Raw genomic sequence first — 17,600 nt, forward strand, 5'->3', positions numbered from 1 at the left:
CCTCCTCGCGCTTTCGTGGCGCACAATGACCCAATCACCAAATCACCAATTTTCACGGTCGACTGACTATCGCACACAGCGCGCGTAGGTGTAGTGCCCGGCGCTGTAGACACTGCCGTAGTTAAAATGGACGAGCCACGCGTAGTCGCCGTCGTCCGCGACCGGCGAAGACGACAAATAGCAAAAGCACTCGCCCGGCAATTCTGAAGGCCCGTAGCAACCATTGTTAGGTCCGTCGTCATAATCGCAGGACCCGCATGAGTCATCCTCGCAGTCGTAATCCAGGCAGGAATCCGTCACGCCGCACGAGCCGCCGGTTACCGTAGCGTCGCAGCCGCGAATCAACGTGCGAAGGTCGGAAATGGTCGGCAGATGCCAGCCGCCGCCCGCCAACGTCAAATTCTCGCAGTATTCGATGGCGTCTTCCCAATACATGGGAACGCTCGCTGGCGTCACCTGCCACGTCAAGCCCGAGGATGAATCGGTCCAGGTGTCGCCCGTGGCGTCGTCATCGTCATCATCACCGCCGGTGTCGTCATCGTCATCATCGTCGCCGCAGGAAAGCAGTAGACCCAAGCCAAGGAACAGCACCGCCAAGAGAACCAAGAAATAAAGATTTCTCATCATTCCCTCCTCGCGCTTTCGGCGCGTCTAAGAACTAAATCACCGAAAATCACGGTCTAAGGACGGACACAACGCGCGAAGTAGGGGAGCTCGTAGTAGTAGTCGGTACTGCGGTTGTCGACGCGGCCGCAGCCGAACTTGACGGCCCACGCGCCGTAGTCGACGTCCGCGACAGGCGAAGACGACCAATGCCAAGAGATTTCACCGGTCATTCCTTCAGGCCAATAGGCGCCGCCGTCGCCGGGACCCTCCAGATAATCACAGCCCCAGCATGGATCGTTCAAGCAAGTAGTTGAATCCAGGCAGGAGTCCGTCACACCGCACGATCCGCCCAGTTCGGTCGCATCGCACCCGCGAATCAGGGAACGCAGTTCACTGATGGTCGGCAACCGCCAATCGTCATGACCGTCAAAGCTCAAATTCTCGCAGTAGGTTTTCGCTTCATCCCACTGCATGTAGCTCGACGGCGGATTCTGCCAGGTCAGGCCGGATGATGGATCGGTCCACGTGTCGCCGGACGCGCTATCGTCGTCCCCCGAAGCATCGTCATCAGTTGCGTCGTCATCAGCCGCGTCGTCATCGCTGCTGGAGTCGTCATCATCGCCGCCCGAATCGTCGTCGTCGTCGTCATCGTCGCCGCAGGAAAGCAGTAGACCCAAGCCAAGGAACAGCACCGCCAAGAGAACCAAGAAAAAAAGCTTTCTCATCATTCCCTCCTCGCGCCTTCGTGGCGCACAATGACCCAATCACCAAATCACCAATTTTCACGGTCGACTGACTAACGCACACAACGCTTGGAGTTGCCGCCGTAGTCGTCGTAGACATCGCCGAGGTCAAAATTGACGGCCCACGCGAGGTCGTCGCCGTCCGCGACCGGCGAAGACGACCAATACCAATCGCACTCGCCCGGCAATTCTGAAGGCCCGTAGCAACCATCAAAGTTAGGTCCTTCGCCATCAATGCAGGACCCGCATGAGTCATCCTTGCAGTCGTAATCCAGGCAGGAATCCGTCACGCCGCACGATCCGCCGGTTACCGTGGCGTCGCAGCCGCGAATCAACGTGCGAAGTTCGGAAATGGTTGGCAGATGCCAGCCGCCGCCCGCCAACGTCAAATTCTCGCAGTATTCGATGGCGTCTTCCCACATCATGTAACCGCTCGATGGCGTCACCTGCCACGTCAAGCCCGAGGATGAATCGGTCCAGGTGTCGCCCGATACGTCGTCATCGTCGCTGCCCGAATCGTCATCGTCATCATCGTCGCCGCAGGAAAGCAGTAGACCCAAGCCAAGGAACAGCATCGCCATGAGCGCCAAGAAATAGAACTTTCTCATCGATCCCTCCATTTATTGTAATGGTTGAATGCTACACATATTCCTCCCCCCCCCTGGAAAGTCAAGACTGGATCTCTTTTTGCCAGGGTCCATCAGCACCTCCAACACAGCTTCGATGCACTTGCCGGAGTTCTCGTACTCCGCGATTTCCACAATCTCTCCAAATGTTCCGCGATATAGCGACCGGCTTTCTTGCCAATATTCGAGAAAGCCTTCATTACGCCAGGGCGTGACATCCTGCTCCAACCAATCGTTGAGCATCCAGTTGACCTCGTCCTCGCGCTCCTCGAAGCCGGGCAGATACCCGAAGTCAAAACCCGTTGGAGTGACAACCCATAGCCCGGCGACGAAATACGGGGACAGACCGCGCTCATCTTGTTTTCTATCGAACACAAAATCGAGCATGTACCGCAGCTTCATCGAAATCGTGTACGACGCCCATTCCTCAGCCAGGTTCAGCCGCTACCGGCGTCGTGAGGGCGCGAGGCACATTTCTGGGCAACTTTCAAACCTTTACATTGACTTAAACGTCAACGCGCTGTATAGATTCACCGATCGCAAGCGACCCTCCAGCGAATTAGCGTGGGTTCTCACGCTTCTGGGCTAATCAAAAAACCCCCAGATAATCGTCGATGCAGGCTGTGTTTGCCGTATACCTTGGACGTATCAAGGTCAAAATAGGTATTGTTGTATGCTTTTCGAGAAATTCAGATTTTCCGAGTCTTTACTCAAAACGATTTATCGCCAGGGGTATGAGGCCCCGACGAAAATTCAGGAATTGGCGATTCCCCACGTACTGGACGGCAAGGACGTCATGGGTTGCGCCCAGACCGGCACCGGCAAGACGGCGGCCTTTACGCTGCCTATCCTTCAACGCTTGAGCCAGTCCAGAGCCAACGGTGGGAGAAGGCGGATTCGCGTCCTCACTCTTACTCCAACCCGTGAACTGGCCTCCCAGATTGAACAAAGTTTCGTCGATTTCGGGCGGGGCACGGGCTTCCGTTCGACCGTCATTTTCGGCGGCGTCAGTCAGCATCGGCAAACCCGCGCTCTCCGCGCCGGCATTGACATCCTGGTGGCGACCCCCGGTCGCTTGCTTGCCCTGATAAACGAGGGCTACGTCGATCTATCCGGCGTCGAGTTCCTCGTGCTGGACGAAGCGGACCGCATGCTGGACATCGGGTTCATTCACGACATCCGGCGCATCGTCGCCAAGATTCCGAAAAAGCGGCAGACACTGTTATTTTCCGCGACGTTATCGGCCAGCATCCTGCAATTGGCGAAAGGCATCCTGGAAAAGCCGGTCAGAGTGAACGTTGCGCCCGCCGCCACGACGGTTGAGAGCATCGACCAGTCCGTGTATTTCGTCGAGCGAACGGAGAAAATCAATCTGCTCGTGCGCCTGCTTGGCGACGGGGCGATGAGCCGCGTGCTGGTCTTTACCAAAACCAAGCACGGCGCGGACAAGGTTGTTCGTAAGCTGGGGCACGCTTCCATCCAGGCGGTCGCCATTCACGGCAACAAATCGCAGAACAAACGCGAAGAAGCCCTGGGCGATTTCAAGCGCGGCAAATCCCGCGTGCTGGTGGCTACCGACATTGCCTCGCGCGGATTGGACATCGACCAGGTGACCCACGTGGTCAATTTCGATCTGCCCCACGAGCCCGAATCCTACGTCCATCGTATCGGCCGCACCGGCCGTGCCGGGGCTGCGGGTGTGGCGCTGTCGTTTTGCGATAGCGAGGAACGCCGGCTGCTTAGCTCGATCGAGCGCCTGATTCGCCAACGCCTTGGCGTGCACAAGACACCGCGGGGCAGCCGTGGGTTGCAGTCGGTGCCCGAGCGCGAGCAGGTCCCCGAGCGCATCGTCCCGAGCGTCTCTAAGCGGATTCGCCATTCCCCACGCCGCGCAAACCGGCGCTGATCACTCCTTCGCCTAAACGGTTGTTGTGTTAATCTGCACCAGCGAATGGCAAACTGCGTTTGGGCAATGGGAGGAGATCAAGGTGGAAAACCCTTTTGTCGACAAGGCGGTTGTGCCGGGCGTGCTCTGAAACGGCGCTATTCCCCGACACCCCCCTCGACGATGGCGATTTCCTCGGGCGTCAGGTCGTAGAGCTCGTAGACCAAGCGGTCGATCGCGGCGTCGGTGGCGTCGATCTGCCGTTGCATGACGGTCTTTTGCGCCTCGGATGTCGCCGCGGCAAGCTGCTTGTGCAACGCCAACATCGACTCGACAAGCTGCACCATCCGATCGTGCCGCGCCTTATCCGCCGGGTCATCAAAATCGATTGTGCGGATGGGGAGCTGACTCAAATAGGTTCCTTTTATCTTTGGAAATGTCCGCCGGCGGTCCGAGAAATTGTCCAACCAGAAAGACCGAATGATTTGGGAATTGAGAAAGCCGAGTAACCATTCGGGCTTGTAACCATCGGCGAAGATATTGATCATGAACATGGTGTTTAGACACTGGTATCCCAGTTTATCAAGCGCGAAAATGGGATAAGTGCCGATCTGGCGCGTAACCAATTTCTGTTTTGCATTTTGTCTCTCTGAATCCCAACACCCGCCGCACTGTGCCACGGTGTCATCCAGGCAAGCGAGCGCGCTGTAGTCCAAATAGTACCTATTGCAGTTCTTTCCTGTGTAGCATCGCTTATATCGGGAGGGGGCTTTTCCGCTCGGATCAACATCAATGACGTCGCGGCCGTATTTCTTGCGGTTCCGAAGTTGTTTCCCAAAGTTGACGAATGCGATCTTTCCGAGTGGGGCACTGGCTGCGCTGACTTTGGCCCAAACCTCTTTCCGAAGTTCGGACCCGCCACCGACAAACAAGTGATGTGCATCGCGGGCCACGGCGGCCAGCGACACGTCTTCTTTTCGTGTAACTCCAAGAGTACCGGCAAGAACGTCAGCATAGTAGACGCTGAAATCGCCCTCAGACTGCACTGTTGCATCGACCAAGAGGATTGCGTTGTCGACGCTTACGTTTTGAAACACCCCTCCGTCAATCACGAGAATGTGATTCACACGAACATTGCGAATGAGGAATTCCCTCAAGGGAGACAGGAAATTATTAGTCATGAAATTTGAGGGCGTAATCATTCCAAAAGCCCCGCCCGGCTTCAACAAGTTACACCCTTTTTCGATGAACAGATGGTACGTGTCCAACTTGTAGGACGCGACTGAATAGCGAAGCTTAAAGTACTGATTGTCGCTTTCGATTCTGAACTCATCCTGAAGCAACACATACGGGGGGTTGCCGATGACGCAGTCGAAGCCGCCGGCCTTCATGGCTTCGGGGAAGCCGACGGTCCAGTCGAAGGGGTTGACGCGTTTGATGTCGTCGGGGTCGGGCAGCAGGTCGCCGGTGAAGTAGTCCGGGCCGATCAGGGAATTGCCGCACTTGATGTTGTCGGCCAGGTTGGGCAGCGCGCGCGATTCGATCAGTTCCATCTGCCTGCTTAGCGAGGCGTCGTTTTCGCCTTCCAGCGCCTTGAGCAGCAGCGAGAGCTTGGTAACCTCGACGGCCTGGGCGTCGATATCCACACCGAAGATATGGGTAGTCAGCAGGCGCTTTTTTTCCTCGATGGTCAGCAGCCATTGGCCGTCGCGGGCATCTTGGAAGACGGCCTTCTTGTGGCTTTCGGGCTTGTGCTCGATGTACCATTTCAAGGCGTAATCCATCAGGTACCGGTACGCGCCGAGCAAAAATGAGCCGCTGCCGCAAGCCATGTCCAACACGCGAAACGTCGGCTTGCCGCGGCCCCCGGCCAGTTGTGCGGGGCTTTTGCCTTCGATCTGTTTGCCGACGGTGTGCTCGACGATGTAATCGACGATGTACTTGGGCGTGTAGTAGACGCCGCCCGCTTTGCGGACCTCCGGCTTTTCCTCGACCTTGGCGCGATGCCCGGCGGTCAGCCGAATGACCTTGCCCAAAAACCGCTCGTAGACCGTACCCAGAATTTCGACCGGCAGGACGCCGAAGTGATACGGCGAGCCGTGCTCGAAATAAAGGCTTCGCAGTATCGGCTTGATCACCTTGTCGTCGACCGCCAGTCCCGGCGTGATGCGATCGGGCGCGTCGGCGACGTCGCTTTCTTTGCGGAAGTGGAACAAACCGGAATTGTACTTGGCGTCGGCCCGGCGGCACACGTCACGCACGAACCGCGCGTAGATGTCCGCTCGCTCGCAAAGCTTGGCCAGCCGCCCGTACGGTTCCAAGCCCCGGTCCTCGGCCATCCGCAAAAACACGATGCGGTCGATGGTCAATTGAACGGCGGCGTTGAGGTTATCGGTCGAGATCTCAGGATTGCGCAAGGCGATGTTGCGTGCCAGGTTTTCGCGCCAGGTCTCGATTTCCTTGAGAAACTCGTTGTCCACTTCCGACGTGCCGCGTTTGCGCTTGGACGCGGAAAACTTATCGTACGCGCCCGACCAGACCGCTTCGCGCGAAAACACGTCCCATATCTCGTGCCACTGGTCGGGGTATTGCTCGAACCCCATATAGCTGATTCGGCCCCGGCTGGCCTTCTCGCCCTGGCGCGGCCGCAACGAGCAATCGTACACCGCCAGTTCCTCGAAATCCGTCAGGATCGACAACGGTATCTTGGCGCTCCAACCGTAGCGCCGCAGTTGGTAGGCCGAAGCGGGGTCGGCGTTGATATTGACGCCGCATTTTTTGGCTTCGGCGTAAAACTTCGGCATCGTGCCGACGCGAAACGCGTAATCGGGGGCCTTTTGGTGGCCTTCGTCATCGAGGCTGTCTTCGGGCACGACCTCGCGGTACTGCGGCGCGGTCATCGCCGAGTTGCGGACATCCCAACCCAACGCCTCGAAAAACGGGTCGATCAGCGATTGCCGAACGTGGGCTTCCTTGACGCCGGGCGCGAGAAAATTCTGGTGGTTTGTTGCGAAATAACGGCAGAGTTCCGCAATTCGGTCTTGGCTTTCCGCAAAAGTCTTTATCATCGCGAACGACTCCCTGGGAAAAACATCTTTTCGATAGTTCGCCGAATTTATCCCGGATGATATTGGTATGCAACGGTCGCGCCTATATCGTTTCTTGGCAAGTGGAAAGCGTTCGTCCCTTCTGGGATGCCGACGGCTTGGCACACAGCGATTTACAGCACCGGTGGGAATACCGTCAGCGGGTCGAGCGCCGTGGGCAGCGTTTCGTCCGCTGTCTCCCATGCTTGTTGGAACTTGTCGAAATCGGCGGACTCGGGCTTGTTCATCAGGTCGGGGGCCAATCCGCCGGCGCGAATGAGTTCCAACGCGGAGGGCGCGGGCCGCGGCTCCCGGTCGCTCGGCGGGATGACGCCCGAGGCGGCGATGGATCGACTCACCGGCTGCGAAAGAAGCAGATAGGCCCACCACTTCAGGTGGCAGTAATCAAGAAACAGTTCGGGATTCGGTATTCCGTACGCGGAGCGCCGCTCCAGAATGCGTTCCAAGTCGACCAGGGTGAAACCGCCGTCCCCGGCCAGTTGGCGTATGAACGCATTGTATGAGGGCCGCGTGCGGGTCAGCGGATTGATTTGCGCGACGAGGCGATAGAACTCACGGGCTTGCTCGTGGCGTTCGAGCTTTTCGTAACACTGCGCAATGAGATAAGCGCCGGCGGCTTGGTTGCGGCTTTTCGCGAACGCCTCGATGGCCTCGTTCCATTTCTTTTTTTCCTGCAGGCGCCTGCCTTTCCTCATCCACTCATCGAGGACCGGCTCGGGCGTCGGCGAGTCGTGACCGCGCGAGTCCAGGCCGCCGTATCGGAGGTTGATCGGCATCGTCAGCATGACCAGCGGCACGCGGGCTTCGGCACAGAGCGCCACGACGGCGCGCACATTATTCTCGAAGTTGTCTTCGATTTTCCGCAGGTCGGGGTCTTGCGGTGTGAACAACGGTCGCGCGGCGAAATCCGGCGGACGAAGTAGAGCCTTTTTCAGCAGGCGGTATGCGATCCATTCGTGCAGCGCCTCGTTGAAACGGCTTGGCGGCAGGCTGCCCTCGTTGTTGCCCGTGCCGACGACGACCAGGTCCGGCTCCACGGCAAGAAACGCCTTCAACACCTTGAGGCAGCGCGTGGAATCTTGGCCCGCCGCGCTGAGGTTGAGCACTTCGAAACGCCGCGACGGATAGCGCTGGGTAAGTTCGAGTTGCAGCCAATGGGGGATCCCCGCCTCGCCGGGCATCGCCATTCCCGGTTTGGTGTAGGGGAAGCCCATGAGGAATGACCCGCCGATTGCGAGGATGCGAAAGCTCCGCGCGTCTTTTACGGCGGGCAGGGTGCCGGTGAGCATGTCGACGCCGCCGATCACCCAGGTGTCGCCGCGTTTCTCCAGCAGGTGTACGGGCGGGTGCTGAACGCGGTCATCCACGCGCTCCGAGGCGATGTAACCGCCGCGCTCCAACCACGTGAGAATCACCGTCCCGACAACGGCGACCGCCGCGAGCACGAGTAGCGCAAAAACGATTTTCTTGCCGGAAGAAAGCATCGCTCCTGCATAACCGTATCTCGACGTCATCTCAAGTCCCGGCGAACGAGGACCGACGGCTCAACTTGTTCCGACACCGCCTTGCTTCGCCCAGCCGCGAATATTAGTCTTCGCAACCCGTGATGCCCAACGGCTCGGCGATCACTTTTGCGACTGGAGACGCCATGTTTCGACTTTTGCAGGAAATCAACACGCGGCCGGCGCCCTTTGCGTGCTACGGGGCCGCGGATCTTTGGACGGACGAGCACATTTCGTCGCGAATGCTGCAATTCCATCTTGACGATTCGATTGACGCCGCGTCGCGTAATTCGCGGTTCATTGAGCGCTCGGTGGGTTGGATGATCTCCCGCTTTGGCCTTAACGAAACCAAGAATGTGGCGGATTTCGGCTGCGGACCGGGGTTGTATACGACGCGCCTGGCCCAATCGGACGCGGCGGTCACAGGTATCGACTTTTCCGAACGCTCCATTCGATACGCCCAGGAGACAGCACGGCGCGGCGGGTTGTCGGTCGACCACGTGTGTGCGGACTATCTAGAATACGAAACCGGCAAGCGCTTCGATTTGATCACCATGATCATGTGCGATTTTTGTGCGCTCGGCCCGGCTCAACGTCGCGCGCTGCTAACGAAGTTCTTTTCGTTACTAAAACCAGGCGGCGAAGTGCTTTTTGACGCGTACTCCCTTCACGCTTTTGACGACCGCGAAGAGCAGATCACGCACGCCCCGCAACTCATGGACGGGTTTTGGTCGGCCGCGCCGTACTTCGGTTTCTTGAACACGTTCAAATATGAGCAGGAAAAAGTCATGCTCGACAAGTACACGATCATCGAGGCGGCGCGAACGCGGGTGATCTACAACTGGCTACAGTACTTCGATCAAGATTCGCTCAAAAAAGAGATCGAAGACTGCGGTCTCGTGGTTCAAGAATTCCTGAGCGACGTCGTAGGCAAAGGCTTCGATCCGGCTTCTCACGAGTTCGCCGTCATTGCCGCAAAGCCCGCCGGGGCGTGAGCAGCGAATCGAATAGCGACATTGGGCGCAACGGCTATCGATCGTTTTCAGGAGATTGCCGGTTCGTTGTCTCACGGCCTTGGCACGCTTCACGGTACCCGATAATCTCGGACTGCGGCCGACTGGTGGCACTCAACCCGCAACCCCGGAGCCCGGCGATGCATAAGTTGATAACTCGGTTCTTGTTGATTCTTTTGGTGTCCGTAATCGCGTGCGGCGTTATGGGTTGTGCCCAGGACGAGGATTCCTCCTCCGATGACGATGCGGCCGAGGACCCTACGCCGGGCGACGACGACGACGATAATGACGACAACGACGATGACGACGATAACGACGACGATGACGACAACGACAATGACGACGTCTTTCCGCCCGAAGAGCAGGATCCCTTCATGGAACGCGGTACGATCCTCCCGCCGAACTCCCTTGAGTGCTATCCCGTAGGCGGCCCGCCGCAGTTTAACTGCAACCACCATTCATCCAGCGTCGTCGAGTTACCCGATGGCGCGATGGCCGCGGTCTGGTACCACGGCGAGCGCGAAAAATCGCTCGACTCCCGCGTCGTTTGGTCGCGCCTCGAACCGGGCGAGGACGACTGGACCACGCCCGAGGTTTTGTTCGATGACCCCGAGCGCTCGGAGGGTAATCCGACCTTGTGGGTGGATGACGGCGACCGAATGCTCCTTTTCTTCCCGAGCATCTATGGGGAAGCCTGGAACGACGCGCGACCGCGCATGATCCGCTCCGAAGACGGCGGGCTGTCGTGGTCGCCTCCCGTTTTACTGCGCGACGGGCCGTGTTGGATGGTGCGTCACGCTCCGGTGCGGTTGGCCGGCGGCGATCTGCTGCTGCCGCTGTACAACGAATGCCTTGCGTATCCGGTGTACATTCGCTCCACGGACGGGTTCCAGACCTGGGTGGAAGAGCCGCATTTGGACTTGGACTATTACTTCGGCCACCTGGGCCAGATCCAGCCGTCGGCTGTTGTGTTTGACGACGGCATGATTTCAGTGATTACGCGCGACGGGTTGCCCTTTCATCGCATCGGGCGCACCACGAGTGACGATAACGGCGCGACGTGGTCGGCCTCGACGCGGTTGTCGCTGCCCAACAGCGGCACGGGCGTGGATCAGGTTCTGCTACTCGACGGGCACGTAGTCGTCGCCTACAACGATAGTCCGGACAGCCGTTTTCCCTTGACTGCCGCGTTGAGCCGCGACCGCGGCGAGACTTTCGTCGCCGTTCGCAATCTGAACGACGAGTGCGACGATGTGTCGTGCAGCTATTCCTACCCATCGATCACCCAAAACACGCACGACGGCACGATATGGGTCACGTATTCCGTCAACCGGGAGACCATCGGTTGGGTGCATTTTAATGAAGCGTGGTTAATTCAATAGGTTCGCCGCCGGTCGCTCTTGCCAAACAAGCGACAAGTCGCGTATGCAAAACACACAAGGAGGCGCTTCACTTTGGCTTTTTTCGCACTGGCTGATTTGCATCTCGGGTTTGCCGTGGACAAGCCGATGGACGTCTTCGGCCCGCAATGGGAAAACCACGCCGCGAAAATCGCCGCCAAGTGGGCCGAAGTCGTTGCGGCCGATGACGTCGTACTCCTCCCGGGCGACACGTCCTGGGCCATGCGGTTATCCGAAGTGCAGCCCGATTTGGCCTTCATCGCCGACTTGCCGGGACGGAAAATCCTCTTACGCGGCAACCACGATTATTGGTGGAACTCCATCAACAAGGTTCGCGCCGTTCTACCTCCGGGGATGAGCGCCATCCAGAACGATCACCTGATGGTCAACGGCTGGGCGGTGTGCGGTGCGCGCGGCTGGAACATTCCCAATTCCGGGCTGCCGGGCGAAGACGACCCGAAGATTTTCCTGCGCGAGCGTAATCGATTGGAGATGAGCCTGAACTCGGCGCCGCCGGGAGCGCCGAAAGTCGTGATGATGCATTTTCCGCCCGCCTTGGCGGTGGGCGACGAGCCGGGTTTTGTGGATTTGCTCGAGCGGCACGACGTCGTGCTATGCGTCTACGGACACCTCCACGGGACGCGCGACCATGCTTTGGGCCTGCAGGGCGTGCGAAACGGCGTGCGCTACGTGCTTTGCGCCGCCGACGCCGTTGACTTCACGCCCGTTCGCTTACCGCTCGAATCTATTGCATCAGGCGGCCAATCCGATATATTGAATAAAACCTCGTAGGGTCAACATGCGGAAACTTTGTTTCATTTTAACGCTACTTCTCGCGACGCCGCTGCTCGCCTGGGCCGAGCCCGGGCCGACGCCTACGCGTTGCGGCTTCTCTCTTGGACTTGGTGCCGGAATCGGCATACCCACCGAAGCCGACGTCGCCGATGAAATCCCGTATACGTGGATGAGTGAATTGGAAGCCAAGTGGTATCTTTGGAAGCCCTTTTCCCTGGCCGGTGGATTCGGTTTTCTTTATGCCGAGGGCGAACCGGAACGCATGGAGTGGCATGGCGACTGGGTCGATTTGGACGAGCCCGGCACGTCGTTTTGGCGCTCGCTTTGGTTCGACGGCATTTTCCGAATCGAGATCGGCCGTAACTGGCGTTTCAACCCTTATCTCGGCGGCGGCGTCGGTTATCGGTACAACACGCTGGAGCGCAGGGGCACGTATCGCGACATGCAGGTTGCCGATTACTACGATGAATGGATACCCGGCTATCTGGCGCTGGTCGGCTACGACTTCGCGTTCGACAAGTTCATCGCGCTCAAGATGGAAGGGCGCTGGCGGATCGTACCCACGGACAATACTTTCGTCGACGAACTCGACCAGGGCGTGTGGCAAGGGTTGATCGGCGTTCAAATTTATCTCTAACGGAAACCATGAACCGCACCTATCGACTTATTTGGCTGCTTTTTGCCGTGCTTCTCGCGCTGACGTTGGGTCTGCTCGGCGGGTGCGACAAAAACACGGGAGATACCGACAACGGCGGTCCGGGAAAAGCCTTTCCGCGATTACCCGCCGACGTGCCTCTTTATCCAACGGGTAAAATCGTCCAACGGGTCCACGACGCCGACGGCGCCTTTCAAGTGCGTCTGATCACCACCGCTTCGCCCGAGGACATCATCAACTTTTACGAGAAGCGACTTCGGCCTTTTGGCTGGCGCGAAATCAGCCGCATCAACGAGACGCCTTATTACTTGGTGTACAAAAAAGGGTCGCGGTACGTCGAGATTTCCGTCCTCCCCACGGAAAATCCTGAAGAAGTGCTCCACGTTCTTAACCTCGGGACACGCTGATGCCGGACAAAATCCTGGCCTCGGCCTGGCGCCGTTACGGCCGTCCGGACCGCTTCGGCGTGGCGTTCTCCGGCGGCGGTGACAGCATGGCGCTGCTCGTGGCGGCTCACGCCGTCGCCCGGAAGGTTGGGGCAACGTTGGTTGCGTTACATGTCGACCACGCGTTGCGTCCGGAATCGGCATCGGAAGCGGAAGTGTGTCGAGCGCAGGCGGATCGCTTGGGGGTCGCCTTTCAAATGGCGAGGTTGCAGCCCGGCCAACTCAGCGGCAACATCCACGACTCCGCGCGCGGTGCCCGCTATGAGGCGCTTTCACGCATGGCGGACGAGGAAAGCCTGGCGGCCGTGTTTACCGCTCACACCTTGGACGATCAGGTCGAGACGATCTTTCATCGCATTCTTCGCGGCACCGGCCCGAGCGGCTTGCGGGGAATCGGCGAGGAATACGGCGTCTTCCGCCGTCCTTGGCTGGGGATGAGACGCGAGACCTTGCGCGCGTACCTCAAGGCGGCCAGTTTCGAATGGCTCGAAGACCCCTCCAACGACGACCCTCGGTACCTCCGCACCCGCATTCGGCAGACGATGCTGCCGCTCGCGGAGGAGATCGGTGGGGCGAAAGCGTGGGAGGCGATCGGCCGGTTGGCGGAAATCGCACACGGCGAGCGCGAAGTTCTTGAGGAATTGGCGGCCGCCGACCTCGCCGATTGCCGGGTGGGCCGGGCGCTGCGGGTCGATCGGCTCCAGCAGTTTTCCGAACCACGGCGTTTTCTCGTATTGCGGCGCTGGCTGGCCGAGGACGGGATTGTGCCCCCGAGACACGTCGTGGAGGATCTGGACCATCTAGCGACCGCGCCGGGGCCCGCGGGGCCGGTGGCGATTCCCGGCGGTGGTAAAATCGTTCGTGATTACGAATTGTTGAACCGACAAGACGAAGGCGTTGTCTACCCATTGTGGGATCCGTTTCCCGCTGCCGCTGAAGGCGTCTTTACGTTCGCCGACGGCCGGCTGGAGTTGGACGTGAGGGCCGATGCTGATGCGGCTCCGGACATCGTATTGGTGACCGATTCGCTCATGCGGGCAGCGCAGTGGAGGCCGGCATGGCCTGGGGCGCGGATTCAGCCGATCGGCATGGAGGGGCGGGTCAAATGCTCCGATTTGTTCGGCAACGAGAAAATTCCGCGGGATTTACGGCTGGTATGGCCTTTATTGGCTCGAGACGATAGTGTATTGCTGGTTCCGGGGCTCAGATCGGCCAAGGCCTTGATATCGCACCGAGAAAATGAGAAGACCTGGGCCGTGCGATTTAAATGGTTATACTAGGCAACACTTAGTGAGAAAACACGATAAGGGGTGCGCGTTTGAAGCCGCTTTATAAAAATCTCGCGCTGATTTTGTTTTTGGTCATCAGCGCCATCATCATGTTCAATCTGGTTTACCAGAACTCACAACACAGCTCCGCGATTTCGTTCGCTCAATTCCGCCAGGAAGTGGAAAAGGGCAATATCAAGGACATGCAGATCAAGGGCCGGAGCATCACCGGCACCTACTCCAAGCCACAGGGAAACGGCGAGACGAAATTCGAAACCGTCGGCTTCGAATCTGCGGAACTGTACGCGATACTCGATGAATACAAAGTAGATTACACGGTCGCACCCGAATCCAACGGGTTGTTCTGGGGCATCATGATGAACGCCATCCCCATGATCCTGGTGATCGGCTTGTTCATCTTCTTGATGCGTCAACTGCAATCCGGTGGCGGCAAGGCCATGAGCTTCGGGAAATCGCGGGCCCGCCTCGTCTCCGACAAAGCCAACAAGGTGACGTTCAAAGACGTGGCCGGCATTCAGGAGGCCAAAGAAGAACTGGCCGAGATCATCGACTTCCTTAAGGACCCGAAGAAGTTCACTCGTCTCGGGGGACGCATCCCCAAAGGCGTGCTGCTTATGGGCCTGCCGGGAACCGGAAAGACCTTGCTCGCGCGCGCCATTGCGGGCGAGGCAAGCGTGCCGTTCTTCTCCATTTCAGGGTCGGACTTCGTCGAAATGTTCGTCGGCGTCGGCGCCAGCCGGGTGCGCGACCTGTTTACCCAGGGCAAGAAAAACGCGCCCTGCATCATCTTCATCGACGAGATCGACGCAGTGGGAAGGCATCGTGGTGCCGGGCTGGGCGGCGGACACGATGAGCGCGAGCAGACGCTGAATCAACTGCTGGTCGAAATGGACGGCTTTGAGTCGAACGAGGGCGTAATTCTAATCGCCGCCACCAACCGCCCCGACGTTTTGGATCCGGCGTTGCAGCGCCCCGGCCGTTTCGATCGCCGCGTCATCGTTCCGGTGCCCGACGTCAACGGCCGGGCGGGAATCCTCAAGGTGCACGCCAAAAAAGTGCCCTTGGCCGACGATGTGGATGTTTCGGTGATCGCCCGCGGTACGCCGGGATTCACCGGCGCCGACCTGGCCAACTTGGTCAACGAAGCAGCGCTGTTGGCGGCCCGCGCCAACAAGACGAAAGTCGAAATGGAAGAATTCGAGAAGGCCAAGGATAAAGTGATGATGGGGGCCGAGCGGCGCAGCATGCTCATCAACGACGAGGAAAAACGCATGATCGCCAACCATGAGGCGGGACACGCGCTTGTGGGCTTGATGGTGCCGTTCATCGATCCGGTGCACAAAGTCACGATCATTCCGCGCGGCATGTCCCTGGGGTTGACGCAAGTGCTGCCCGAGGACGACCGCTTCATTACCAATCGGGATTACCTTCTGGCCAACCTCGCCTTTGCCATGGGCGGCCGCGCTGCCGAGATCGTGGCGATGAATACCATGACGACCGGCGCCGCCAACGACCTGGAACGCGCCACCCGTTTGGCCCGACGCATGGTGTGCGAATTCGGCATGAGCGACATTCTTGGACCGATCACATTCGGCCACCGGGAAGAGATGGTCTTCCTGGGGCGCGACATTCAGCATCACCAGGATTACTCCGAACGGACCGCGCGGGATATCGACGAGGAGGTCAAGCGCATTGTCAATGAAGCGTACGAAACTGCCTTGTCGATATTGGCGGAGAACCGAGACCTTTTGGAGAAGATCACCGAAGCCCTGCTGGTTTATGAAACCATCACCGGCGACGATATCCGTTTACTGAGGGACGGCAAAGAACTCGACCGCGAACCACCGACGCCGCCCCCACCCGAAAGCGACGATGAGTCACCAGACGATGAATCGGAGACGGTCGCCGAAGCGGATCGCGACGACAACGAAAACGACATTCCGGACGCCGAACCGGTCGCCGAAAATGCGGCGGACCAAGAAGCCGAGGAAGAAGGGGAGCGCCGGGAGTGATTTGGAAAGGTCGGGATTGCGCCTTCGATCTAAGCACGAAGACGATCGTTATGGGCATCATTAACGCGACTCCCGATTCGTTCTCCGACGGCGGCCTATTCGCTACAAAGGAAGAAGCGGTGGCCCGCGCGATGCGCTTGATCGAGGAAGGCGCGGATATCATCGACCTGGGAGGCGAGTCGACGCGCCCCGGTTCCGATCCGGTCGACGCCGCGGAAGAAATCCGCCGTGTGGTTCCGGTTCTTGAGGAAATTCGCCGCCGCTCCGACGTGCCCCTCAGCGTGGATACGCGAAAAGCTGTGGTGGCCGAAGCGGCGCTTGTGGCGGGCGCCAACGTGGTTAATGATGTCTCGGCTCTCGGCGACCCGGAAATGGCTCCCCTCGTCGCGAAAACCGGTGCCGGTCTGATCGTGATGCATATGTTGCGTGAGCCCAAAACGATGCAAGACGACCCCGTGTACCGGGATGTGCTCGAAGAGGTAAACACGTTTCTGCGCGAGCGGGTCGACCGTGCCGTCGCGGCGGGAATTGCCCGAGAAAACATTGCCGTTGACCCGGGGATCGGCTTTGGCAAAACTCTGGAACATAATCTGGCGATCATGAAGCACCTTCGCGTTTTCGGACGCGACGGCTTGCCGATTGCGGTGGGACCGAGTCGCAAACGTTTCATCGGCATGTTGACGGGAGCCGAGGTCGGCGACCGTTTACCGGGAACCTTGGCCGCGGTGGTCATGGCCGTGGCGAAGGGGGCGCATATTTTGCGAGTGCACGATGTCGCCGCGACGGTGCAGGCGACGCAAACCGCGCGCGCGATTTTACGGGCGTAGAGAACGTGGAAATATTCGACACGCTAAAATCGACCTTCAGCGGGATCAATCTTATTGATCTGCTCGATATCTTTATCGTCGCGTTTATCATCTACCGCCTTCTCGTTCTGATTCAGGGCACCCGCGCCCTGCAGATACTCGTCGGATTGGTCGTCATCATCGCCGTATTCCTGATGAGCAATCTTCTCGGCTTTTACACGCTCAACTGGATCCTTTCGACTTTCCTCGGCAGCTTGATCCTTGTGGTGGTCGTCCTGTTCCAACCGGAAATACGCCGTACCCTGGCGCGCTTCGCTCGCAATCCTTTTGCGGCCACCTCGATTCCCAGCGTCGAGTTCGTGGAGGAACTGGTGCGCTCGACCACGGCGCTGACCAATCGGCGTATCGGCGCGCTGATCGTCCTGGAAAGAGAAACCGGACTCAACGAGTACGTGGAGGAGGGAATTCAGCTCGACGCCGGCGTAAGCCGCGAGTTGATTGTCAGTGTCTTTCTCCCTTCGTCACCGATTCACGACGGGGCGGTTATCATTCGCGCCGGCCGTATCGTCGCCGCGGGATGCTTCTTCCCGCTGGCCAGCGACGTGGAAATCGACAAAGACCTGGGCACGCGGCACCGGGCCGGCCTAGGCGTCTCCCAGGAAACCGACGCGCTGGTTCTCATTATTTCGGAGGAAAAAGCGCAAGTGAGCGTGGC

Annotated in this window: 16 protein-coding genes; 10 read left to right on the forward strand and 6 right to left on the reverse strand. The window is 58.9% G+C overall.

Translation table 11 applies throughout. From position 1 onward, the window contains the following. Window positions 1-66: 66 nt before the first annotated feature. The 4 genes from P9L99_14745 to P9L99_14760 form a co-directional block, all read right to left on the reverse strand. Window positions 67-624 (reverse strand): DUF1566 domain-containing protein, encoded by a 558-nt coding sequence (locus tag P9L99_14745; protein ID MDP8224617.1) that lies wholly within the window; start codon window positions 622-624, stop codon window positions 67-69. A 56-nt stretch (window positions 625-680) separates the two neighbouring features. Next, complete coding sequence (locus tag P9L99_14750; protein ID MDP8224618.1) at window positions 681-1,331, reverse strand: DUF1566 domain-containing protein; 651 nt, start codon at window positions 1,329-1,331, stop codon at window positions 681-683. Window positions 1,332-1,402: 71 nt separating this feature from the next. Continuing rightward, on the reverse strand, window positions 1,403-1,957 hold the full coding sequence (locus P9L99_14755; GenBank protein MDP8224619.1) for a DUF1566 domain-containing protein: 555 nt from the start codon (window positions 1,955-1,957) through the stop codon (window positions 1,403-1,405). Window positions 1,958-1,969: 12 nt separating this feature from the next. Then, window positions 1,970-2,377 (reverse strand): hypothetical protein, encoded by a 408-nt coding sequence (locus P9L99_14760; GenBank protein ID MDP8224620.1) that lies wholly within the window; start codon window positions 2,375-2,377, stop codon window positions 1,970-1,972. A gap of 271 nt (window positions 2,378-2,648) precedes the next feature. Between P9L99_14760 and P9L99_14765 the strand changes: the two genes are divergently transcribed. Next, entirely contained in the window at window positions 2,649-3,881 is a 1,233-nt protein-coding gene (locus tag P9L99_14765) for a DEAD/DEAH box helicase (GenBank protein ID MDP8224621.1), read from the forward strand. A gap of 137 nt (window positions 3,882-4,018) precedes the next feature. On the opposite strand, the gene P9L99_14770 is transcribed toward P9L99_14765, so the two are convergent. Both P9L99_14770 and P9L99_14775 read right to left on the reverse strand, forming a co-directional pair. Further along, a complete protein-coding gene (locus tag P9L99_14770; GenBank protein ID MDP8224622.1) occupies window positions 4,019-6,928 on the reverse strand; it encodes a TaqI-like C-terminal specificity domain-containing protein in 2,910 nt (969 codons plus the stop codon). Window positions 6,929-7,080: 152 nt separating this feature from the next. Continuing rightward, on the reverse strand, window positions 7,081-8,481 hold the full coding sequence (locus P9L99_14775) for a hypothetical protein (protein ID MDP8224623.1): 1,401 nt from the start codon (window positions 8,479-8,481) through the stop codon (window positions 7,081-7,083). Window positions 8,482-8,615: 134 nt separating this feature from the next. Here P9L99_14775 and P9L99_14780 point away from each other — a divergent pair, with 134 nt between their 5' ends. From P9L99_14780 to cdaA, 9 genes are all read left to right on the forward strand, one after another. Then, window positions 8,616-9,464 (forward strand): class I SAM-dependent methyltransferase, encoded by an 849-nt coding sequence (locus P9L99_14780; protein MDP8224624.1) that lies wholly within the window; start codon window positions 8,616-8,618, stop codon window positions 9,462-9,464. A 158-nt stretch (window positions 9,465-9,622) separates the two neighbouring features. Beyond that, window positions 9,623-10,864, forward strand: coding sequence for an exo-alpha-sialidase (locus P9L99_14785; protein ID MDP8224625.1), 1,242 nt, complete (start codon window positions 9,623-9,625; stop codon window positions 10,862-10,864). Window positions 10,865-10,936: 72 nt separating this feature from the next. Then, window positions 10,937-11,674, forward strand: coding sequence for a metallophosphoesterase (locus tag P9L99_14790; GenBank protein MDP8224626.1), 738 nt, complete (start codon window positions 10,937-10,939; stop codon window positions 11,672-11,674). Window positions 11,675-11,681: 7 nt separating this feature from the next. Continuing rightward, window positions 11,682-12,314, forward strand: coding sequence for a hypothetical protein (locus tag P9L99_14795; protein MDP8224627.1), 633 nt, complete (start codon window positions 11,682-11,684; stop codon window positions 12,312-12,314). 8 nt (window positions 12,315-12,322) lie between these two features. Further along, window positions 12,323-12,739, forward strand: a complete 417-nt coding sequence (locus tag P9L99_14800) for a hypothetical protein (GenBank protein ID MDP8224628.1) — start codon at window positions 12,323-12,325, stop codon at window positions 12,737-12,739. Further along, a complete protein-coding gene (tilS, locus tag P9L99_14805; GenBank protein MDP8224629.1) occupies window positions 12,739-14,058 on the forward strand; it encodes a tRNA lysidine(34) synthetase TilS in 1,320 nt (439 codons plus the stop codon). The genes P9L99_14800 and tilS overlap by 1 nt, the downstream gene beginning before the upstream one ends. 38 nt (window positions 14,059-14,096) lie before the next feature. Next, entirely contained in the window at window positions 14,097-16,079 is a 1,983-nt protein-coding gene (gene ftsH / locus P9L99_14810; protein ID MDP8224630.1) for an ATP-dependent zinc metalloprotease FtsH, read from the forward strand. Then, window positions 16,076-16,906, forward strand: a complete 831-nt coding sequence (gene folP / locus P9L99_14815) for a dihydropteroate synthase (GenBank protein ID MDP8224631.1) — start codon at window positions 16,076-16,078, stop codon at window positions 16,904-16,906. The genes ftsH and folP overlap by 4 nt, the downstream gene beginning before the upstream one ends. A gap of 5 nt (window positions 16,907-16,911) precedes the next feature. Continuing rightward, window positions 16,912-17,600, forward strand: a 689-nt coding sequence (cdaA, locus tag P9L99_14820) for a diadenylate cyclase CdaA (protein MDP8224632.1), incomplete at its 3' end; no start/stop codon positions are given.

Source organism: Candidatus Lernaella stagnicola (genome assembly GCA_030765525.1).
Lineage (GTDB): Bacteria > Lernaellota > Lernaellaia > Lernaellales > Lernaellaceae > Lernaella > Lernaella stagnicola.